Genomic DNA, 21,116 nt, shown 5'->3' with positions numbered 1-21,116 from the left:
ATCATGACGGAACTCTTCATCGACGGCGCCTGGGTCGCAGGCTCGGGCCCCGTCTTCGCTTCGCGCAACCCGGGCACCGACGCGATCGCATGGCAGGGCGGCAGCGCATCGGCGGCCGACGTCGACCGCGCGGTCGCGAGCGCGCGTCGCGCATTCGCCGGCTGGTCGGCACTCGACTTCGAATCGCGCTGCGCGATCGTCAAGCGCTTCGCGGCGCTGCTCACCGAGCGCAAGGAAGCGATCGCCACCGCGATCGGCCGAGAGACGGGCAAGCCGCTGTGGGAAGCGCGCACCGAAGTCGCGGCGATGGCCGCGAAGGTCGGCATCTCGATCCAGGCGTACCAGGAGCGCACCGGCGAGAAGCGCCAGGACATGGCCGACGGCGTCGCGGTGCTGCGCCATCGTCCGCACGGCGTCGTCGCGGTGTTCGGCCCGTACAACTTCCCCGGCCACTTGCCGAACGGCCATATCGTGCCGGCGCTGATCGCGGGCAACACGGTCGTGTTCAAGCCGTCGGAGCTCGCGCCGGGCGTCGCGCGCGCGACGGTCGAGGTGTGGCAGGAAGCCGGGCTGCCGGCCGGCGTGCTGAACCTCGTGCAGGGCGAGAAGGACACGGGCATCGCGCTCGCGAATCATCGGCAGATCGACGGGCTGTTCTTCACCGGCAGCTCGGACACCGGCACGCTGCTGCACAAGCAGTTCGGCGGCCGTCCGGAAATCGTGCTCGCGCTCGAGATGGGCGGCAACAACCCGCTCGTGATCGGCGAAGTCGAGGACATCGACGCGGCCGTGCATCACACGATCCAGTCGGCGTTCCTGTCGGCCGGCCAGCGCTGCACGTGCGCACGCCGCATCTTCGTGCCGCAAGGCGCGTTCGGCGACCGCTTCCTCGCACGTTTCGCCGACGTCACGTCGAAGATCACGGCCGACGTGTTCGACGCCGATCCGCAGCCGTTCATGGGCGCGGTGATCTCGGCACGCGCGGCCGCGAAGCTCGTGGACGCGCAGTCGCGTCTGATCGAGCAGGGCGCGAAGCCGATCATCGCGATGACGCAGCGCGATCCGCGCCTCGGTTTCGTGAACGCGTCGATCGTCGACGTGACCGGCGTGGCGAACCTGCCCGACGAAGAGCATTTCGGCCCGCTCGCGCAGATCGTCCGCTACGCGACGTTCGACGAAGCGATCGAGCGCGCGAACGACACGGCGTTCGGCCTGTCCGCCGGCTTGCTGGCCGACGACGCGACGGCATGGGACCACTTTCGCCGCACGATCCGGGCGGGGATCGTCAACTGGAACCGCCCGACCAACGGCGCATCGTCCGCCGCACCGTTCGGCGGCACGGGCCGCTCGGGCAATCATCGGCCGAGCGCGTACTACGCGGCCGACTATTGCGCGTATCCGATGGCGTCGGTGGAAAGCACCGAACTGACCTTGCCCGCGAGCCTGTCGCCGGGCCTGCATTTCTGATCGAGGGAACGACGATGAACGCACAAGAAGCCAATTTCGACGGACTCGTCGGCCCGACCCACAACTACGCCGGGCTGTCGTTCGGTAACGTGGCGTCGCTCAACAACGAGAAGTCGGCCGCGAACCCGAAGGCCGCCGCGAAGCAAGGGCTGCGCAAGATGAAGCAGCTCGCGGATCTCGGCTTCGCGCAAGGCGTGCTGCCGCCGCAAGAGCGCCCGTCGCTGCGCCTGTTGCGCGAGCTCGGCTTCTCCGGCAAGGACGCGGACGTGATCGCGAAGGCCGCGAAGCAGGCGCCCGAATTGCTCGCCGCGGCGAGCTCGGCGTCGGCAATGTGGACGGCGAACGCGGCCACCGTCAGTCCGTCGGCCGACACGAGCGACGGCCGCGTGCACTTCACGCCGGCCAACCTGTGCAGCAAGCTGCATCGCGCGATCGAGCACGAAGCGACGCGCCGCACGCTGTCGACGCTGTTCGCCGATCCCGCGCACTTCGCGGTGCACGAGGCGCTGACGGGCACGCCGGCACTCGGCGACGAGGGGGCCGCGAACCATACGCGCTTTTGCGCGGAATACGGCCAGCCGGGCGTCGAGTTCTTCGTGTACGGCCGCGCGGAATATCGCCGCGGCCCGGAGCCGAAGCGCTTCCCGGCGCGCCAGACCTTCGAGGCGAGCCGCGCGGTCGCGCATCGCCACGGTCTCGCCGAGACGGCGACGGTCTATGCGCAGCAGGATCCGGACGTGATCGATGCAGGCGTGTTCCACAACGACGTGATCTCGGTCGGCAACCGCGACACGCTGTTCACGCACGAGCGCGCGTTCGTCAACAAGCAGGCGATCTACGACACGCTGACGGCCGCGCTCGACGCGCGCGGCGCACGGCTGAACGTGATCGAGGTACCCGATGCGGCCGTGAGCGTGAACGACGCTGTCACGTCGTATCTGTTCAACAGCCAGCTGCTGTCGCGCGCGGACGGCTCGCAGGTGCTCGTCGTGCCGCAGGAGTGCCGCGAGAACGCGAACGTCGCCGCCTATCTGGACCAGCTCGCGGCAGGCAACGGGTCGATCCGGGACGTGCTGGTATTCGACCTGCGCGAAAGCATGAAGAACGGCGGCGGCCCCGCGTGCCTGCGCCTGCGCGTCGTGCTGAACGAGGCCGAGCGCGCGGCCGTCACGTCGAACGTCTGGATCAACGACACGCTGTTCGCGTCGCTCGACGCGTGGATCGAAAAGCACTATCGCGACCGTCTCGCACCGGAAGACCTCGCCGATCCGACGCTGCTCGACGAATCGCGCACGGCGCTCGACGAACTCACGCAGATCCTGCGCGTCGGGTCGCTGTATGACTTCCAGCGCTGAGTCCGGCATGCCGGGCGCCGCGCTGCTCGACGATTTTCTCGCGTTCACGCTCGCGGGCGACGCGCCGCCCGTGAAGGACGGCACGTGCGCGGGCGGTGCGGTGCGCTGGCAATGGCTCGGCGACGGGCTGCTCCAACTCGAACCGGCTTCGGCCGAAGGGGCCGGCGACGCGGCGAGCGTGCTCATGTCGGCCGGCGTGCATGGCGACGAGACCGCGCCGATCGAGCTGCTGTCGATGCTCGTGCGCGATCTCGCGGCAGGCACGCTGCCGCTCGCGTGCCGATTGCTCGTCGTGCTCGGCAACGTGCCGGCGATGCGCGCGGGCGAACGCTATCTCGACGACGACCTGAACCGCCTGTTCAGCGGCCGTCACGCGCAAGTGCCCGCGAGCCGCGAAGCGCCGCGCGCCGTGCAACTCGAAGCGGCGGCCGCCGCGTTCTTCGCGGCCGCGCCGGCGGGCGGTGCGCGCTGGCACATCGACATGCACACGGCGATCCGCGCATCGGTGTTCGAGCAGTTCGCGCTGCTGCCGCACACGGGCACGCCGCCGACCCGCGCGATGGTCGAATGGCTCGGCGATGCGCGCATCGCGGCCGTGCTGCTGCATAGCGCGAAGGGCAATACGTATTCGCATTACACGGCCGAGCATTGCGGCGCGCACGCGTGCACGCTCGAACTCGGCAAGGTGCGGCCGTTCGGCCAGAACGATCTGTCGCGCTTCGCGTCGGCCGATCATGCGGTGCGCAACCTCGTCTCGGGCGCGCCGCGCGACGTCGACCCTCCGCCGTTGCCGCGCGTGTTCACGGTGATCGACCAGATCACGAAGCAGAGCGACGCGCTCGAGCTGTTCGTCGCGGCCGACGTCGCGAACTTCACCGCGTTCGCGCGCGGCACCGTGCTCGCGCAGGACGGCGACTACCGCTACACGGTGCAGCACGACGAGGAGCGCATCGTGTTTCCGAATCCGACCGTGAAGCCGGGTTTGCGCGCGGGCCTGCTCGTCGTCGACACCACGCGCGAGACGCTCGCCGCACTCGTCTGACGGAAGACCGGCGGTGCGCGGCTACGGCGATCCGTCGCCCGCGCATCGTCCGGCAGCATCCCCGAAGTGCGTCGACGCCCGCATGCCATGCAGACGGCCCGCGCGTCGCGCCTTGCGTATTTGCGACATCGTCTTGCAAGTTCGACGGCGCATCCGGTCGTCATCGCGCATGCAGTGCAGCATCGTGTGCCGGCGGCCGCTTTGCCGTATCGGGCCTCGCGGATTGGTACAATCGCGGCCTTGCGGCTGTTGCGCCGCATCAAGGCGCGGCATCGGCATTGTGGTTGTCATCCGACCCTGCAATGATGCATGCGCCCGTAGTTCCGGAACATTCGAGTATCGAGGAGAACACCTGATGAAGTTGGATTGGCGTAAAGTGGCCGCGCACGCGGTAGTGGCGGCATCGGCCGTGGCGGCAGGCAGCGCGATGGCTGCGGATCCGAAGGAGATCCGGTTCGGCGTCGAGGCCTCGTACGCGCCGTTCGAATACAAGACGCCCGACGGCAAGCTGACCGGCTTCGACATCGACATCGGCAACGCGGTGTGCGCGAAGCTGAAGACGAAGTGCGTGTGGGTCGAGAACGACTTCGACGGCCTGATCCCCGCGCTGCAGGCGCGCAAGTTCGACGCGATCAACTCGGACATGACGATCACCGACCAGCGCAAGCACGCGATCGCGTTCACCGATCCGATCTACACGATCCCGAACCAGCTGATCGCGAAGCAGGGCAGCGGCCTGCTGCCGACCCCGCAAGCGCTGAAGGGCAAGCGCGTCGGCGTGCTGCAGGGCACGATCCAGGAAGCGTACGCGAAGAAGAAGTGGGCGCCGGCCGGCGTCGACATCGTGCCGTACCAGACGCAGGACCTGGCCTACGCCGACCTGAAGTCCGGCCGTCTCGACGCGACGTTCCAGGATTCGGAGGCGGGCTCGAAGGGCTTCCTGTCGAAGCCGCAAGGCCAGGGCTTCGGCTTCGCCGGCGGCACGGTCAGCGATGCGGAGATCCTTGGCTCGGGCGTCGGTTTCGGTCTGCGCAAGAACGACGCGGCGCTGAAGACGGCGCTCGATCAGGCGCTGAAGGAACTGAAGGCCGACGGCACGATCGACAACCTCGCGAAGAAGTACTTCAGCGTGCCGGTCACGCTCAAGTAAGCGTTTCGATCCGTCGCACGATGCAGCCGGCCGCTTTCGCGGCCGGTTTGCTTTTGGGGCACCGCTTGCGTTACGCGGGGAAGAACCGCCCCAGTTCCCGCGCGAGCTCGTTCAGCACGCTCATCTCCTGCTGCGTGATCTTGCGCGCCGGCTGCGCACCGGCCCAGTCGCCGTACAGCAGGCCGACGGTCTTCGTGCCGACGCGTACCGGCAGCAGCACGAACGCGCGCGTGCCGGGAAGCGCATTGAGATACCACGCGGGCAGGCGCTTCACCATCTTCGGGTCCTGCGCCTGCTCGATGAAGATGCCGACCGAGTTCGTGATCGCGAGATGGAACACATCCGGCTCGAAGCGCTCGTCGAAGCACAGCCGGTCGAGCGCCGCGTCGACGTCCTGGCCGAAGCCGAGCCGCGCGGCGAACGCGCCGTCTTCACGGCGCACGAACATCACGGTGCGCGTGAACGCGAGGCCCGCGAGCAGGCTTTCCGACGCGAGTGCGAGCACCGGCGTCAGCACGTGTTCGGACGGCAGCGCGCGCAGGTCGGCGAGGCCGGCCTCGAGGCATGCCTCGGGATCGGGCTGCGCCCGCGCGATCGCGTCGGCGTTCGCGCGCAGCTCGACGATCTCGCGCATCACGGTGTCGCTCGCTTCCTCGCGTGCGAGCCGGTCGGCGATTTCCACCAGCGCGTCGGCGTCGATGTCCAGCTCCTGCGCGTAGTGCTGCGCGAGCGCCGCGATATGCGCATCGCGCTGCGGGCCCGCGGGCATCGCGAGCGCACCGGCGACGTCGGTCGAGCAGCGGCTCACCGCGCGCAGCCAGCGCACGCGCTCGGGGCTGTCGTCGGCGCAGGCGTCGCGGGGCCGCTGGCGGTTTTCGTCGATGTCGTCCTCGTCGAAGCTCGCGGCGTGTGCGCTGCCGCCGTCGCCGTCGGCCATGCCGGCGCGGATCACGTCGGGCAGTCGCCAGCTCGCGGCGGCCTCGAGACCGATCTCGTGGAAGCCGACGCCCAGGACGTCGACACACGCCGCCGCTTCGTCGCCGTTCAGCTCGGCGGCGCGGCGCCGGATCCGGTCCCACTCGCTGTCGAGATAGCACACCACCAGCAGCTTGCCGACCTGACGCATCAGCGTGCAGACGACGGCTTCCTCGCCGCCGCGCAACTCGGCATGCTCGGTCAGCTTGCGGGCGACGCAACCGGACAGCAGTGCGCGGTTCAGCTCGAGCTTCGCGTCGATGCGGCGCGGCGTGCTTTGGTGGAAATGGTCGACGAGCTTGAGCCCGACGACGAGATGGCCGACGGTGTCCATGCCGAGCACCATCAGCGCCCGCGTGACGGTCGTGATGTTGCCGCCGAACGCCATGTACATCGCGGAATTGGCGAGCCGCAGGACTTTCTGCGTGAGCGCGAAATCCGACAGCACGACGCTCACGAGCGCGGTGAAGTCGAGATCGTCGTTCTTCATCGCGGCCATCGTCGCGCGTAGCGACTCCGACAGCAGCGGGAAGTCGCCCCGTTCGTTCATCCGGGCCCACAGCTTGTCGAGCAGCGCCGTGCGGGGCAGGTGTGCGGTGATTGACATACGGATGTATCCGGTTCGCCGCGCGCGTCAGGCGGCGTGCAGGCGCAGCTGCTGCGCCTCGAAGCGCCGCGCGAGCTCCTCGGACGGCAGCGCCTGACAGACGAGCCAGCCCTGGATGTGGTTGCAGCCCATCTCGGTCAGCAGCTCGCGCTGCGCCTCCGTCTCGACGCCTTCCGCGACGAGCTCGAGATCGAGCGTTTGCGCGAGGCCGACCACCGCCGACACGATCGCGCGGTCGTTGCGCGACGTCAGCAGGTTCTCGACGAAGCTGCGGTCGATCTTCAGCTTCGCGAGCGGGAAGCGCTGCAGGTACGCAAGGCTCGAATAGCCGGTACCGAAATCGTCGATCGCGAAGCGGATGCCGAGCGCGGTCAGCTCCTCGAGCAGCCCCTTCGCCTGGACGGGATCGTGCATCAGCAGGCTTTCGGTGATTTCCAGCACGATGCGGCGCGGGTCGATGCCCGTCAACGCGATCGCCTCGCGCACGCTTTGCGTAAAGCGCGGGTCGCGGAACTGCTGCGGCGACACGTTGACTGCCACATACTGCAGCGCGAGCCCCTGGCGATCCCAGGCGACGAGCTGCATGCACGCGGCCTTGAGCACCCAGTTGCCGAGATAGTTGATGAGGCCGATCGATTCGGCGAGCGGAATGAAGGTTGCCGGCGGCACGAGGCCGTGCACCGGATGACGCCAGCGGATCAGCGCCTCGACGCCGTCCACCGCACCCGACTGGCTGCGCGTGATCGGCTGGAAGTGCAGCGAGAACTCGCCGTTGCGCACGCCGTCGTACAGATCGGCCTCGAGCTTCAGTCGTTCCGCGTCGGCCGGATCGTCGACCGGCTCATGGAACGCGAGCGCATTGCCGCCGGACGCCTTTGCCTGCGCGAGCGCATGGTCGGCGCGGCGCAGCAGCGGGCTGTGATGCTGCGCGCGATGGTGTGCGGCGCGTTCGTCCGGGTACAGCGCGATGCCGATGCTCGCGGACAGGTGGACGGTCTGCCCCTGGTAGGCGTAAGGCTCACGCACCGCGGCCTGCAGCCGGCGCGCGAGCGCGTCGGCGGCATCGCTTGCCCGCGCGCGGTCCGGCGCGGTGAACACGATCGCGAACTTGTCGCTCGCGACGCGCGCGAGCTGCTCGCCGGGCGCGACGAGCGCCTGCAGCCGCTGCGCGGTGTCGCGCAGCAGCGTGTCGCCGGCGTCGTAGCCGAGCGCGCGGTTGATGCGCTGGTAGTCGTCGAGGTCGAGCAGCAGCAGCGCCGCGCAGGTGCCGCTTTCGTCGGCGGCCTGCTGCGCGCGCATCAGCGCGGGCACGAGCGCGGACAGATTGTCGAGCCCCGTCATCGGGTCGTGGTGCATTTCGTACGTCAGGCGCGCCTCGAGCGCACGCCAGGCCGACACGTCGAACGCCGCGATCGCGAAGCCATCGACGCCGTGGTGGCGGCTCTTGAACGCGCGGATCTCGACGTCGAGCGGGTAGGTGAGCGACTTGACGATGCACATCGTCGCCTTCTCGACCTGGCCGGAACGCGCGGCGCGCGCAAGCAGGCCTTCGAGCGCCGCGGTATCCTGTTCCGCGATCAGGTCGCGCAGCGTCAGCGTGTGCAGGTAGTCGCGGTGATAACCGATGAAGCGCAGGCTTGCGTCGGACACGTACAGAAAGCGCAGCTCGCGGTCGACATGGGCGAGGAAATCCACCGTGCCGACCGTCTGTTCCAGCCAGTTGCGCACGGTGTCGTCGCGGCGCGGCGTGCCGGCGCGTGCAGGCATCAGCGCGCCGCCCGACCAGGCGAAGCGGCGCAGCGTATGCAAGGCGTTGCGCCAGGAGCCCTTGCGTGGCGTCTGTTTCCTGTTGGCTTCCATGTATCTCGCTGACGTGAAGGGCTGGAACTGGCTGTCCGGAAGGAATAACGGCAGACCAGGCGGAATCTTTAACCGGTCGGCCGCGGCTGGCGTTGCCGCCGGACCGGGTCATGCATACTGGCGTTCGACAGGCGAACGCCAGTATGGCCTACATCGAGGCTGACTTTATAAGAAATGAGGACGCAGATGAAGCGAAAACTGTTGGTGGGCGCCGCGGCGGCGCTGATGGTGGCCGGCCATGCGCTGGTTGCGCAGGCGCAACTGAAGCCCGGCGACACGGCGCCCGACTTCACGACGCAGGCGTCGCTGGGCGGCAAGACCTACGCGTACTCGCTGGCCGATGCGCTGAAGCACGGGCCGGTCGTGCTGTACTTCTACCCGGCGGCGTTCACGAAGGGTTGCACCATCGAGGCACATGCGTTCGCGGACGCGGTCGATCGTTACAAGGCTTACGGCGCGACGGTAATCGGCGTATCCGCGGACAACATCGACACGCTGACGAAGTTTTCGGTGAGCGAGTGCCGCAGCAAGTTCCCGGTCGCGGCCGATCCGGACGCGAAGATCATCCGCGAATACGACGCGAAGCTGCCCGCGCTCGATCGTGCGAACCGCGTGTCCTACGTGATTTCACCGGAGCGGAAGGTGCTGTACGAATACACGAGCCTGTCGCCCGACAAGCACGTCGAGAACACGCTCGGCGCGGTGAAGGCGTGGGCCGACGCGCATCCGAAGCAGTAAGCCGGAGGCAGCAAGCGCGCAGTCAAGCGGCCCGCATCGCGGGCCGCCGGCACGACGAAATGCGCCGCCCAGTGGCGGCCCGGGCATGTGTTACGCGCGCAACGCCTGTTCGATCGGCACGCTGCCGCCGACGAAGCCGACGACCTTGCGTGAAATGCCGAGCTTGATCGCCTCGATCGCGGCCCATGCGACATCCTGGCGCGACACCGGCGGCGCCGAGTCGAGTGGTTCCTCGGTCAGCGCGATCTTGCCGACGCCTGGCCCGTCCGCGAGCGGGCCGGGGCGCAGGATCACGTAATCGATACCCGACGCGATCACGCGCTCGTCGCCTTCGCGCTTCATCTGCGAGTAGTGGCGCAGCGCGTCGCCGCTGCGCTCCGGCCAGTAGGCGCTCAGCGAACTGATCACGACCAGCTTCTGTACGTTGTAGGCGAGCGCATGCTCGGCCGTGCGCGCGACCGCGTCGCGGTCGATCTGCTCCTCTTCGGCGGCGCCTTCCGATTCCGCCGAGCCGGCCGCGTAGATCACGTGCGAGATGCCCTGGAACGCGTGCGAGAAATCGCCCGTCAGATCGGCCTCGACGACCTTCGCGCCCGGCAGCGCATAGCCACGCCGGCGCACCAGCGCAGTCACCTCGAATTCCGGCTGCTCGAGCAGCAGATCCGCGCAGGCCCGACCGGTGCGGCCGGTCGCGCCAATCAGCAATACCTTCGTCGTCATGAAACCGCTCCTTGCGCGATGCGTCATCCTCCCAGATAGGGACGGACGACCGATACTCAAGTGTATGTCGATTTGGGGCGGCGGCGCGCGGGTAATTGGGGCTGCACCACTCCGTAACGGCCGGCGCCGCAACCCGTTATCCGCGCGGTCGCGCGCATGGATGGCGGAATCGACCCGCCGACCGGCTATCATGTGCGCGATGCATTCTTCGCCGCTACGCAATACAACGCGGCGACCAACCGGTTGGAGTACACATGGCATTACCCCTGGACAACGTCAGCATGGCCGTGTTCTGCGACTTCGAGAACGTCGCGCTCGGCGTGCGCGACGCGAAGTACGAGAAATTCGACATCAAGCCCGTGCTGGAGCGGCTGCTGCTGAAAGGCAGCATCGTCGTGAAGAAGGCGTATTGCGACTGGGAGCGCTACAAGGGCTTCAAGGCGTCGATGCACGAGGCGAGCTTCGAACTGATCGAGATTCCGCACGTGCGCCAGTCGGGCAAGAATTCGGCCGACATCCGGCTCGTCGTGGACGCGCTCGACCTCTGCTACACGAAGTCGCACGTCGACACGTTCGTGATCATCAGCGGCGACTCGGATTTCTCGCCGCTCGTGTCGAAGCTGCGCGAGAACGCGAAGAAGGTGATCGGGGTCGGCGTGAAGAAGTCGACGTCGGACCTGCTGGTCGCGAACTGCGACGAATTCATTTTCTACGACGACCTGGTGCGCGAGCAGCAGCGCGCGCTGGCGAAGCGCGAACAGCAGCGCGCGGGCAACGGCGGCGCGAAGCGGCCCGACGAGCCGTCGCGCAAGCCGGAGCTGGAAGCGCGCCGCAGCGAGGCAATCGCGCTCGCGGTCGAGACGTTCGATGCGCTGGCATCGGAGCGCGACGACGTCGGCAAGATCTGGGCGTCGGTGCTCAAGAGCGCGATCAAGCGCCGCAAGCCGGACTTCAACGAGTCGTATTACGGTTTCCGCGCGTTTGGCAACCTGCTCGACGAAGCGCAGGCGCGCGGCCTGCTCGAAGTGGGCCGCGACGACAAGTCGGGCGCGTTCGTGTCGCGGCCGCGTCAGCCGGCCGTGGCCGAACCGGTGATGGCGCACCGCGATACGGGCGGCGCGCACCACGGTCACGGCGGACGCCACGCGGAGCCGGCACCGGCCGAGCGCGGGTCGCGACGTCGCGGGCAGCGCGCGGAAGCGGCCTCGCCTGAACGCGAGCAGGTCGATGTGGAGGAGGCGATCGTCGACGTGACGAGCGCGGCGGCGAGTGTGCCGGCCGAAGCAGCCGAAGTGACCGAAGCGGTCGAGACGCACGGTGACGCGAAGGATGGCCGCAAGCGCGCGCGCAAGAGCGCGGCGAAGAAGGCCGGTGCGAAGAAGGGCGCCGCCGCGAAGCACGGTGGCGACGCGCGCGCGGACGGCAAGCACGCCGAAGCGGCACATCGCGACGCGGAGCATGGCGACGACCGCCACGTTGCGGCGCAGCATGCGGCGCCGACGGCCGACGACTACGTCGCGGGGGCACCCGCCGCGCAGCCGTCGCACGACGCAGCACCGGCCGTACCGGTGGCCGAGCCGGCCGGGGAAGCGGTTGGTGAAGCAGCCACCGGCACCAAGCCGAAGAAGCCGGCTCGCAAGACGGCGACCCGCGCACGTCGTCCGCGCAAGACGGCGGCTGCCGCCGAGTAACGGTGGCAGGGTGGGGGCCGCTGTCCGACGCGACGGCGCGACCCGCCACCCTCGGCCGGGCGCCGGGTGCCCGTCGCTCGTGCCGTCACGTCGGCCGGCGCAACGCCGGCCGATGCGTTCCGTTATCCGTTCAGCACATACGGCTGGGTCATCACTTCGAGGAAGTGACCGTCAGGATCGTCGAAATATACGCCGCGGCCGCCGTTATGGCGGTAGATGTCATCGGGCTGCCGCTTGGCCGGATCGGCCCAGTGCGGCAGCCCTCGCTCGCGAATGCGCGCATACACGCGATCGAAGCCGGCCTCGTCGGTCAGAAATGCATAGTGCTGCGCCGTGATGTCTCCCGCCTTCTCGTAGAAATCGAGCGACACGCCGTTGTCGAGCTGGACGACCAGCATCGCGCCGAATGGCGTCGGCGCCGGCAGTTCGAGAAGCTCGGCGAGAAAGCGGCTCGACGCATGCTTGTCGCGGCACCAGACGATCGTATGGTTCAGTTGGACGTTCATGACGGGTCCCCGGAACGGGGCGCGAGGATGGGCATGGACACACGATAGCCGATTGCGGCCGGTGTGCAAGCCCGTCGCTCGTGCCGTTACCCGCTTACTCGCCCGCCACCGCCGGTCCGCCCGAATTGCCGCGGCGGTTGCGGCGCTTCTCGCCCCACACGCGGAACCGGTCCATGTACAGGTAGACCACCGGCGTCGTATAGAGCGTCAGCACCTGCGACATGATCAGGCCGCCGGCGATCGCGATCCCGAGCGGCGCGCGCAGCTCCGCGCCGTCGCCGTGGCCGAACGCGAGCGGCAGCGCGCCGAGGAGCGCCGCCATCGTCGTCATCATGATCGGCCGGAAGCGCAGCAGGCACGCCTCGTGGATCGCATCGAACGACGACTTGTTGCCGTTGCGCGTCTGGTCGATCGCGAAGTCGACCATCATGATCGCGTTCTTCTTCACGATACCGATCAGCAGGATCACGCCGATCAGCGCGATGATGCTGAACTCGGTCTTGAACAGCAGCAGCGCGAGCAGGGCGCCCACGCCGGCCGACGGCAGTGTCGACAGGATCGTGATCGGGTGGATGTAGCTCTCGTACAGGATCCCGAGCACGATGTAGACGGCCAGGAGTGCCGCGAGAATCAGGATCGGCTGGTTGTTCAGCGACTGCTGGAACGCCTGTGCGGTGCCCTGGAAGCTGCCGACGATCGTCGGCGGCACGCCGATCTGCGCCATCGTCTGGTAGATCACCTGGGTCGCCTGAGACAGCGACACGCCCGGCGGCAGGTTGAACGAGATCGTCGTCGCGACGAACAGCCCCTGGTGGTTGACCGACAGCGGCGTCGTGCTAGGGCCGAAGGTCGCGATCGCGGAAAGCGGAATCATCGTCGACTTCGACGTCGACACCGCCGCGCCCGACGACGCGCTCGACTTGCCGCTCGACGCGATCGAGTTCAGCGCCTGGTTGCGCGCGGAATCGGACGCGATCGCCGCGGCGCTGGTGGCGGCCGTCCCGGCGCTCGACGTGCCGGCCGAGGTCGCGACGAAGGTACCGGCCGCGGCGTTGGTCGTCTGCGAGCCGTTCGCGCTGCCTCCCGACGTGCTGATCCACACCTGGTTCAGCATCTCCGGGCTCTGCCAGTATTTCGGCGCGACTTCCATCACGACGTGGTACTGGTTCAGCGGGTTGTAGATCGTCGAGACCTGGCGTTGGCCGAACGCGTCGTACAGCGTGTTGTCGATCTGTGCGGGCTTGATGCCGAGCCGCGCGGCAGTTGCGCGGTCGATCGTCACCATCGCTTCGAGGCCGCCTTGCTGCTGGTCGGAGTTCACGTCGGTCAGCTCGGCGCGCTTCTGCAGCGCCTCGGTCAGCAGCGGCCCCCACTTGTACAGCTCGGCGCTCGAATCGCCGAGCAGCGTGAACTGGTACTGCGCATTGCTCTGCCGGCCGCCGACGCGGATGTCCTGCGCGGCCTGCAGGAACGTGCGCGCACCCGCGACGTCCGCGAGCGGCTTGCGCAGCTGGTGGATCACCTGGTCGGCCGACAGCTTGCGCTCGGTGCGGTCCTTCAGCGTGACGAACATGAAGCCCGAGTTGGTCTGCGTGCCGCCGGTGAAGCCCGCGACGCTCTTCACGTTCGGGTTCGCCTGCACGATCCGCATCATCTCGGAGAACTTCAGCTTCATCGCCTGGAACGACGTCGACTGGTCGGCCTGGATGCCGCCGATCATCAGCCCGGTGTCCTGCTGCGGAAAGAAGCCCTTCGGCACGACGATGTACAGGTAGACGTTCAGGCCGATCGTCGCGAACAGGATCAGCAGGACCAGCAGCGGACGGCGCAGCGCCCACGACAGCGTGCGCTCGTAGCCGCGCTGCATCCGCGTGAAGAAGCGCTCGAGGAACCGGCCGAGGCGGCCTTCCTCCTGCACCTCGTGCGACTCGCGCAGCAGCCGCGCGCACATCATCGGCGTGACGGTCAGCGAAACGGCGAGCGACACGCCGATCGCGAGCGACAGCGTCAACGCGAATTCGCGGAACAGGCGCCCGACGATGCCACCCATCAGCAGGATCGGCAGGAACACCGCGACGAGCGAAATGCTCATCGACAGCACGGTGAAGCCGACCTCGCGCGCGCCGTCGAACGCAGCCTGCAGCCGCGGCTTGCCGTTCTCGATGTGACGCGTGATGTTCTCGAGCACGACGATCGCATCGTCGACGACGAAGCCGGTCGCGACGATCAGCGCCATCAGCGACAGGTTGTCGATCGAGAAGCCGAGCAGGTACATCGCGCCGAACGTGCCGATGATCGAGATCGGCACCGCGACGCTCGGAATCAGCGTCGCGCGCCAGTTGCGCAGGAACAGGAACACGACCATCACGACGAGGCTCACCGCGATCAGCAGCGTGTGTTCGGTGTCCTTCAGCGACGCGCGGATCGTCGTCGAACGGTCGAGCACCGGCGTCACCGTGATGTCGGCCGGCAGCGACGCGGTGAGCTGCGGCAGCGCCGCGCGCACGCGGTCGATCGTCTCGATGATATTCGCGCCGGGCGAGCGGTAGAGGATCACGAGCACCGCGCGCTTGCCGTTCGACAGGCCCAGGTTGCGCAGGTCCTCGACGCCGTCGACGACCTCGGACAGGTCGGACAGCCGCACGCCCGCGCCGTTGCGGTAGGCGACGACCAGGTCGCTGTACTGCGACGCCTGCGAGGCCTGGTCGTTCGTATAGAGCTGGTAGTGCTTCGGGCCGAACTCGATCGCGCCTTTCGGGCTGTTCGCGTTCGCGGACGCGAGCGCGGCCCGCACGTCCTCGAGGCCGATTCCGTAGTGGAACAGCGCGTGAGGTTCGAGCTCGACACGCACGGCCGGGTTCGCGGAGCCGCTCACCGACACCTGGCCGACCCCGTCGATCTGCGACAGCGACTGCTGCAGCACCGTCGACGCGGCGTCGTACAGCTTCGCGGGCGACGACGTTTCCGATGTCAGCGACACGACCATGATCGGCGAATCGGCCGGGTTGACCTTGCGGTACGTCGGGTTGCTTTTCAGTGATGCGGGCAGGTCGGCGCGCGCCGCGTTGATTGCGGCCTGCACGTCGCGCGCGGCGCCGTCGATGTCGCGGTTCAGCCCGAACTGCAGGATGATCCGTGCGTTGCCGACGGTGCTGGTCGACGTCATTTCGCTGACGTCGGCGATCGAGCCGAGGTGCCGCTCGAGCGGGCTCGTCACGCTGGTCGCGACCGTCTCGGGACTCGCGCCGGGCAGCGACGCCTGCACCAAGATGGTCGGGAAGTCGACCTGCGGCAGCGGCGACACCGGCAGCTTGATGAACGCGAACAGGCCCGCGAGCGCGACGCCGAGCGCGAGCAGCGTCGTCGCGACCGGGCGGGTGATGAAGGGACGCGACAGGTTCATCGCTTATGCGCCCGTGTGCTTGCCGGTGTCGCGGCCGGGGCCGTGCCGTTCGAACCAGCCGCGCACGCGCCGTGCGAGGCTGTCGAAGCCGAGGTAGATCACCGGCGTCGTGAACAGCGTCAGCACCTGCGACACGATCAGGCCGCCCGCGATCGCGATCCCGAGCGGCTGGCGCAGCTCGGAGCCCGCGCCGGCGCCGACGATCAGCGGCACCGCGCCGAGCAGCGCGGCGAGCGTCGTCATCAGGATCGGCCGGAAGCGCAGCAGGCACGCCTGGTAGATCGCCTCACGCGGCGGTTTGCCTTCGACGCGCTCGGCCTCGAGCGCGAAGTCGATCATCATGATCGCGTTCTTCTTCACGATGCCGATCAGCAGCACGATCCCGATGATCCCGATGATGTCGAGGTCGTGCCCGGTGATCATCAGCGCGAGCAGCGCGCCGACGCCGGCCGACGGCAGCGTCGACAGGATCGTGATCGGATGGATGTAGCTCTCGTATAGCACGCCGAGCACGATGTACATCGTGACGACCGCCGCGAGGATCAGGAGCAGCTGGTTCGACAGCGATGCCTGGAACGCGAGCGCCGCGCCCTGGAGGCGCGTCTGGAACGAGCCGGGCAGGCCGATGTCCTTCTCGGCGGCGTCGATCGCCTTCACGGCTTCGCCGAGCGACGCGCCCGGTGCGAGGTTGAACGAGACCGTCGTCGACGGGAACTGCGACAGGTGCGCGACGAGCAGCGGCGACGGCCGTTCATGGAACGACGCGATCGACGACAGCGGCACCTGGCCGCCACCCGCTGACGGCAGGTAGATGTCGTTCAGCGATTCGGCGTAATGCTGCTCCTTCGGCTCCGACTCGAGAATCACGCGGTACTGGTTCGACTGCGTGAAGATGGTCGACACGATGCGCTGGCCGAACGCGTCGTACAGCGCGTTGTCGACGGTCGCCGGCGTGATGCCGAAGCGCGCGGCACTCGCGCGGTCGATCTCGATGTAGACCGACTGGCCGTTGCTCTGCAGGTTGGTCGCGACGTCGGCGAGCGACGGCTCCTTCTGCAGCCGCGTGACGAGCTTCGGCACCCAGGTCGCGAACTCGTCCGGGTTCGGGCTCGTCAGCATGAACTGGTACTGCGTCGGGCTCACGGTCGAGTCGATCGTCAGGTCCTGCACCGACTGCATGAAGAGCGTGATGCCGGTCACGTTCGCGACACGCTGCTGCAGGTTGCGGATGATCTGCGCGGCCGACTCGGCGCGCTCGTCGCGCGCCTTCAGGTTGATCAGCATCCGGCCGCTGTTCAGCGTGATGTTGCTGCCGTCGACGCCGATGAACGACGTGAGGCTTTCGACGTTCGGATCCTTCAGGATCTCGGCCGCGAGCGCCTGCTGGCGTTCGGCCATCGCGCCGTACGAGATCGACTGCGGCGCCTGCGTGATCGCCTGGATCACGCCGGTATCCTGCGCGGGGAAGAAGCCTTTCGGCACGTACACGTAGAGCAGGGCGGTGAGCCCGAGCGTCAGCAGCGCGACGACGAGCGTCGAGCGCTGGCGGTTCAGCACCCATTCGAGCGCGACCGCGTAGCGCGCGATCACCCAGTCGATCGCGCGGTGCACGCGCGCCTCGAAGCGGTGGCTTTCGGGCGGCGGCGAGTGACGCAGCAGCTTCGCGCACATCATCGGCACGAGCGTGAGCGACACGATCGCCGAGATCACGATCGTCACTGCGAGTGTGATCGCGAACTCGTGAAACAGCCGGCCGACCACGTCGCCCATGAACAGCAGCGGGATCAGCACCGCGATCAGCGACACCGTCAACGATATGATCGTGAAGCCGATCTGCCGCGAGCCCTTCAGCGCGGCCTCGAGCCCCGAATCGCCTTCCTCGACGTAGCGCGCGATGTTCTCGATCATCACGATCGCGTCGTCGACGACGAAGCCGGTCGCGATGGTGAGCGCCATCAGCGACAGGTTGTTCAGCGAGAAGCCGGCCATGTACATCACCGCGAGCGTGCCGATCAGCGACAGCGGCACCGACAGGCTCGGGATGATCGTCGCGTAGACGTTCGCGAGGAACAGGTACATCACCAGTACGACGAGCCCGACCGCGAGCAGCAGCTCGAACTGCACGTCGCGCACGGCGGCGCGGATCATCGTCGTGCGGTCGGTGACGATCTGCACGTCGAGCGCGGCGGGCAGCGTCTCCTGCAGCTTCGGCAGTTGCGCCTTGATCGCGTCGACGGTCGCGATCACGTTCGCGCCCGGCTGGCGCTGCACGTTCAGGATGATCGCGGGCTCCGAGTTCACCCACGCGCCGAGCTTGGTGTTCTCCGAGCCGGCGACGACCTTCGCGACGTCGGTCAGCATCACCGGACGGCCGCTCTTGTAGGCGACGACCGCGTCGTTGTATTGATCGGCGCTGGTGAGCTGGTCGTTCGCGTTGATCGTGTACGCGCGCGTCGGGCCGTCGAAGTTGCCTTTCGGCGTGTTCACGTTCAGGTTCGAGATCGTCGTGCGCAGGTCGTCGAGGTTCATCCCGTACTGCGCGAGCGCGGTCGGGTTCGCCTGGATCCGCACGGCCGGCCGGTTGCCGCCCGACAGGCTGACGAGGCCGACACCCGCGATCTGCGAGATCTTCATCGCGAGGCGCGTGTCGGTCAGGTCCTGCACCTGCGTGAGCGGCAAGGTCTTCGACGTGATGGCCAGCGTCAGCACCGGCGCGTCGGCCGGGTTGACCTTCGCGTAGATCGGCGGGGCGGGCAGATCGGACGGCAGCAGGTTGCCGGCCGCGTTGATCGCGGCCTGCACTTCCTGTTCGGCGATGTCGAGCGGCAGGTCGAGCGAGAACTGCAGCGTGATCACCGACGCGCCGGCCGAGCTTTGCGACGACATCTGGTTCAGCGACGGCATCTGGCCGAACTGCCGCTCCAGCGGCGCGGTGACCGACGACGTCATCACCTCCGGGCTCGCGCCCGGATAGAAGGTCTGGACCTGGATCGTCGGGTAGTCGACTTCGGGCAGCGCGGCGAGCGGCAGGAAGCGCAGCGCGACGAGGCCGGCCAGCATGATCGCCGCCATCAGGAGGGCGGTGCCGACAGGCCGGAGAATGAAGAGGCGGGACGGATTCATCGAGCGGCCCGCGCGTTACTGGGCCGCGGGGGCCGCAGCCTGCGACGCGTCGTGCTTGTGTCCGCCGCGGTGGGCGGCCGCACCCGATGCGCCGGACGCCGCGCCGGCGCCATGCGCGCCCGACGCGCCTTTCGGCTTGTCGGCCGGGATCGTGATCTTCGCGCCTTCGCGCAGCCGGTCGGAGCCGTCGGTGACCACGCGCTCGCCGATCGCGACGCCGCTGACGATGCTCGTGCGCTCGCCGTCGACCGGGCCGACCTTGACCTTGCGCACCGTCACCGTGTTGTCGGGTTTCACGATGTACACGAACTGGCCGATCGAGCCCGTCAGCACGGCGGCCGTCGGCACGATCGTCGCATTGCGCATCACGTCGACCAGCAGCCGCGTGTTCACGAACTGATTCGGAAACAGCAAGCCTTCCTTGTTGTCGAAGGTCGCGCGCAGCTTGACTGTGCCGGTGCTCGTGTCGATCTGGTTGTCGAGCGTTTCGAGCGAACCCGTCTCGAGCGGCACGGTGTTGTTGCGATTGTAAGCGGTGACCGACAGTTTCTGGCCCGCGTTCACCTGCTTGACGATCTGAGGCAGGTTGTCCTCCGAGGTCGTGAAGATCACGCTCATCGGCTGCAGTTGCGTGATCACGACGATCCCGTTCGTGTCGCCCGCAGTCACGTAGTTGCCGGGGTCGACCTGGCGCAGGCCGACGCGGCCCGACACGGGCGCCGTGATGCGCGCGTACGTGAGGTTCAGTTTCGCGGAGTCGATCGCTGCCTGGTCGGTCTTCACCGTTCCTTCGTATTGCTTGACGAGTGACGCCTGGGTGTCGACCGTCTGCGACGCGATCGAGTCCTGTGACAGCAGCGTCTGGTAGCGCTTCAGGTCGATGCGGGCCGTCGCGAGCAGCGCCGAGTCGCGCGCGTGCGTGCCTTCGGCATTCTCGAGCGCGACCTGGTACGGGCGCGGGTCGATCTGCGCGAGCAGGTCGCCCTTCTTGACGATCTGGCCTTCCCGGAACGCGACCGACTGCAGATAACCCGACAACTGCGTCTTGACAGTCACGCTCGCGAGCGGCGTCACGGTGCCGAGCGCGGACAGCACGATCGGCATCTCGCCCTGCGTCGCGGTCGCGACCGATACGGGCTGCGGAACGTTCGCCATGGCGGCGGGGCCGCCGCGGCCGCGATGGCCGCCACTGCCGCCGGCGCTCGCGCCGGAGGCCGCGTTGCCTGCCGCCGACGCGTCCGCCTGCGTACGGCTCCACGGGTGCCACCACAGCAAGCCGCCGATGACGACGACCGCGAGCGTCCCGATCACCAGCGTGCGGCGCGGGCGGCGCGCGGCGGGGGAGGCGGGATCCTTCGAAGGGGGCGTGGGCTTTTGTTGGTTGTCCATCGTGTTCTGTCAGGAAGACGGCGCGGCGGGCCGGGAGACGGGCCTGGGGTGGCGCGTGGGCATGCGGTGCCGGAGGGCCGGCTCGGTCCGGGCCCTTCCGGTCCGCGCGGGAAAAAGAAAAGAGCGGTGCGCGCCGCGGATGCGGCGCGACGATGGGCATGATGCTACGTCCCGTCCCCGTTACAGTCCAGTCGTCTATCTTTCAACGGGTTACGGTCGTTACATAAGGCGACAGGACGATGACGGACCGATTACACGGCGCTGCGCCGGGCTGGCGCGCCGCCGATCTCGCGGGTGATTTTCGCGATGCATTCGTGCAACGCGGGCACCACGTGTTCCTGCAGCCATTCGGGCGGGCACTGACTGGATGCGCCGCCGCAGTTCACCGAATAGCGCTGGCCCGACGGGCCGACGAAACCGGCCGCGACCGCGTTCAGCCCTTCACGCCATTCGCCGATCGCGATCGCATGGCCCGCGCGCATCGCGTCCTCGAGACCGGGGGTCAGGCGCGCCGATACGTGCGGCCAGTCATCGCCGGCCGTCGCGCGCAGCGCGTCGAGCAGTACGCGGCGCTCGTCGTCCTCCAGTGCCGCGAGATACGCGCGGCCGACCGCGGTGCGTGCGATGTCCATCCGCGAGCCGATCTCGAGGCGCGTGACGAGCACGGCCGAGCGCGGCCGGATCACGTCGATCGCGACCATGTCGAGCCGGTCGCGCACCGCGAGGTGCACCGACAGCGACGTGCGCTCGGCGAGTTCGATCATGAATGGCCGCGAGCGCGCGCGGATGTCGAAGTTGCGCAGGAAGCCGTGGCTCAGCTCCAGGACCGACGCGGTCAGCACGAAGCGCTCGCTGTCGGGCAACTGGAACAGGAAGCCGGCGCTGACGAGGGTCGCCGTGATGCGTGACACGGTCGGCTTCGGGATGCCCGTCAATTCGGTGAGCTCGCGGTTGCTGACCGGGGCGTCGGCGGCCGCGATGCGCCGCAGCACGGCGAGGCCGCGCGCGAGCGCGGTGATCTCGTCCGGCGACGATTCGCGGTCTCGGGGCGCGGGAGGCGTTACAGGTGTCGACACGAGGGATTCTCTCT

General features: G+C 68.2%; 14 protein-coding genes. 6 read left to right on the top strand and 8 right to left on the bottom strand.

Annotation, left to right across the window (positions count from 1 at the left end):
- Nucleotides 1-3: 3 nt before the first annotated feature.
- The 4 genes from astD (at nucleotide 4) to WS66_RS23755 (ending at nucleotide 5,014) form a co-directional block, all read left to right on the top strand.
- On the top strand, nucleotides 4-1,467 hold the full coding sequence (astD, locus tag WS66_RS23775) for a succinylglutamate-semialdehyde dehydrogenase (protein ID WP_059603344.1): 1,464 nt from the start codon (nucleotides 4-6) through the stop codon (nucleotides 1,465-1,467).
- Nucleotides 1,468-1,481: 14 nt separating this feature from the next.
- Nucleotides 1,482-2,822 carry an N-succinylarginine dihydrolase gene (gene astB, locus WS66_RS23770; protein WP_059603347.1) on the top strand — a complete coding sequence of 447 codons (1,341 nt, stop codon included), beginning with the start codon at nucleotides 1,482-1,484 and terminating at the stop codon, nucleotides 2,820-2,822.
- Between the two features lie 7 nt (nucleotides 2,823-2,829).
- The gene (astE, locus tag WS66_RS23765; protein ID WP_179955276.1) at nucleotides 2,830-3,864 is read left to right on the top strand and encodes a succinylglutamate desuccinylase; all 1,035 of its coding nucleotides are present in this window, start codon (nucleotides 2,830-2,832) and stop codon (nucleotides 3,862-3,864) included.
- Between the two features lie 355 nt (nucleotides 3,865-4,219).
- Entirely contained in the window at nucleotides 4,220-5,014 is a 795-nt protein-coding gene (locus tag WS66_RS23755) for an ABC transporter substrate-binding protein (protein ID WP_059603353.1), read from the top strand.
- Nucleotides 5,015-5,084: 70 nt separating this feature from the next.
- On the opposite strand, the gene WS66_RS23750 is transcribed toward WS66_RS23755, so the two are convergent.
- On the bottom strand, nucleotides 5,085-6,596 hold the full coding sequence (locus WS66_RS23750; RefSeq protein WP_059603356.1) for an HDOD domain-containing protein: 1,512 nt from the start codon (nucleotides 6,594-6,596) through the stop codon (nucleotides 5,085-5,087).
- Nucleotides 6,597-6,623: 27 nt separating this feature from the next.
- Nucleotides 6,624-8,363: a cyclic di-GMP phosphodiesterase CdpA gene (gene cdpA, locus WS66_RS23745; RefSeq protein WP_218928994.1), complete on the bottom strand. Its 1,740-nt coding sequence runs from the start codon at nucleotides 8,361-8,363 to the stop codon at nucleotides 6,624-6,626.
- A gap of 279 nt (nucleotides 8,364-8,642) precedes the next feature.
- Here cdpA and WS66_RS23740 point away from each other — a divergent pair, with 279 nt between their 5' ends.
- Nucleotides 8,643-9,194 carry a peroxiredoxin gene (locus WS66_RS23740; protein WP_059603363.1) on the top strand — a complete coding sequence of 184 codons (552 nt, stop codon included), beginning with the start codon at nucleotides 8,643-8,645 and terminating at the stop codon, nucleotides 9,192-9,194.
- Between the two features lie 90 nt (nucleotides 9,195-9,284).
- Here WS66_RS23740 and WS66_RS23735 read toward each other — a convergent pair whose 3' ends face one another.
- On the bottom strand, nucleotides 9,285-9,914 hold the full coding sequence (locus WS66_RS23735; protein ID WP_059603366.1) for an NAD(P)H-binding protein: 630 nt from the start codon (nucleotides 9,912-9,914) through the stop codon (nucleotides 9,285-9,287).
- Nucleotides 9,915-10,168: 254 nt separating this feature from the next.
- On the opposite strand from WS66_RS23735, the gene WS66_RS23730 reads away from it, so the two are divergent.
- On the top strand, nucleotides 10,169-11,605 hold the full coding sequence (locus WS66_RS23730) for an NYN domain-containing protein (RefSeq protein ID WP_059603369.1): 1,437 nt from the start codon (nucleotides 10,169-10,171) through the stop codon (nucleotides 11,603-11,605).
- 122 nt (nucleotides 11,606-11,727) lie between these two features.
- On the opposite strand, the gene WS66_RS23725 is transcribed toward WS66_RS23730, so the two are convergent.
- The 5 genes from WS66_RS23725 to WS66_RS23705 form a co-directional block, all read right to left on the bottom strand.
- The gene (locus WS66_RS23725; protein ID WP_059603371.1) at nucleotides 11,728-12,111 is read right to left on the bottom strand and encodes a VOC family protein; all 384 of its coding nucleotides are present in this window, start codon (nucleotides 12,109-12,111) and stop codon (nucleotides 11,728-11,730) included.
- A gap of 94 nt (nucleotides 12,112-12,205) precedes the next feature.
- On the bottom strand, nucleotides 12,206-15,514 hold the full coding sequence (locus WS66_RS23720; protein WP_059603374.1) for an efflux RND transporter permease subunit: 3,309 nt from the start codon (nucleotides 15,512-15,514) through the stop codon (nucleotides 12,206-12,208).
- A 3-nt stretch (nucleotides 15,515-15,517) separates the two neighbouring features.
- Nucleotides 15,518-18,637, bottom strand: coding sequence for an MdtB/MuxB family multidrug efflux RND transporter permease subunit (locus WS66_RS23715; RefSeq protein WP_059603377.1), 3,120 nt, complete (start codon nucleotides 18,635-18,637; stop codon nucleotides 15,518-15,520).
- A 15-nt stretch (nucleotides 18,638-18,652) separates the two neighbouring features.
- Complete coding sequence (locus tag WS66_RS23710; protein ID WP_059603380.1) at nucleotides 18,653-20,026, bottom strand: MdtA/MuxA family multidrug efflux RND transporter periplasmic adaptor subunit; 1,374 nt, start codon at nucleotides 20,024-20,026, stop codon at nucleotides 18,653-18,655.
- Between the two features lie 251 nt (nucleotides 20,027-20,277).
- Nucleotides 20,278-21,102 (bottom strand): IclR family transcriptional regulator, encoded by an 825-nt coding sequence (locus tag WS66_RS23705; protein WP_059603383.1) that lies wholly within the window; start codon nucleotides 21,100-21,102, stop codon nucleotides 20,278-20,280.
- Nucleotides 21,103-21,116: the final 14 nt, after the last annotated feature.

This window comes from Burkholderia sp. LA-2-3-30-S1-D2, assembly GCF_001523915.2.
GTDB lineage: Bacteria > Pseudomonadota > Gammaproteobacteria > Burkholderiales > Burkholderiaceae > Burkholderia > Burkholderia diffusa.
This window is presented reverse-complemented; position numbering and strand designations above follow the sequence as displayed.

Coding starts and splice junctions, on each gene's coding strand:
- astD (WP_059603344.1), top strand. CDS start 4: ATGACGGAACTCTTCATCGACGGCGCCTGGGTCGCAGGCTCGGGCCCC.
- astB (WP_059603347.1), top strand. CDS start 1,482: ATGAACGCACAAGAAGCCAATTTCGACGGACTCGTCGGCCCGACCCAC.
- astE (WP_179955276.1), top strand. CDS start 2,830: ATGCCGGGCGCCGCGCTGCTCGACGATTTTCTCGCGTTCACGCTCGCG.
- WS66_RS23755 (WP_059603353.1), top strand. CDS start 4,220: ATGAAGTTGGATTGGCGTAAAGTGGCCGCGCACGCGGTAGTGGCGGCA.
- WS66_RS23750 (WP_059603356.1), bottom strand. CDS start 6,596: ATGTCAATCACCGCACACCTGCCCCGCACGGCGCTGCTCGACAAGCTG.
- cdpA (WP_218928994.1), bottom strand. CDS start 8,363: ATGCCTGCACGCGCCGGCACGCCGCGCCGCGACGACACCGTGCGCAAC.
- WS66_RS23740 (WP_059603363.1), top strand. CDS start 8,643: ATGAAGCGAAAACTGTTGGTGGGCGCCGCGGCGGCGCTGATGGTGGCC.
- WS66_RS23735 (WP_059603366.1), bottom strand. CDS start 9,914: ATGACGACGAAGGTATTGCTGATTGGCGCGACCGGCCGCACCGGTCGG.
- WS66_RS23730 (WP_059603369.1), top strand. CDS start 10,169: ATGGCATTACCCCTGGACAACGTCAGCATGGCCGTGTTCTGCGACTTC.
- WS66_RS23725 (WP_059603371.1), bottom strand. CDS start 12,111: ATGAACGTCCAACTGAACCATACGATCGTCTGGTGCCGCGACAAGCAT.
- WS66_RS23720 (WP_059603374.1), bottom strand. CDS start 15,514: ATGAACCTGTCGCGTCCCTTCATCACCCGCCCGGTCGCGACGACGCTG.
- WS66_RS23715 (WP_059603377.1), bottom strand. CDS start 18,637: ATGAATCCGTCCCGCCTCTTCATTCTCCGGCCTGTCGGCACCGCCCTC.
- WS66_RS23710 (WP_059603380.1), bottom strand. CDS start 20,026: ATGGACAACCAACAAAAGCCCACGCCCCCTTCGAAGGATCCCGCCTCC.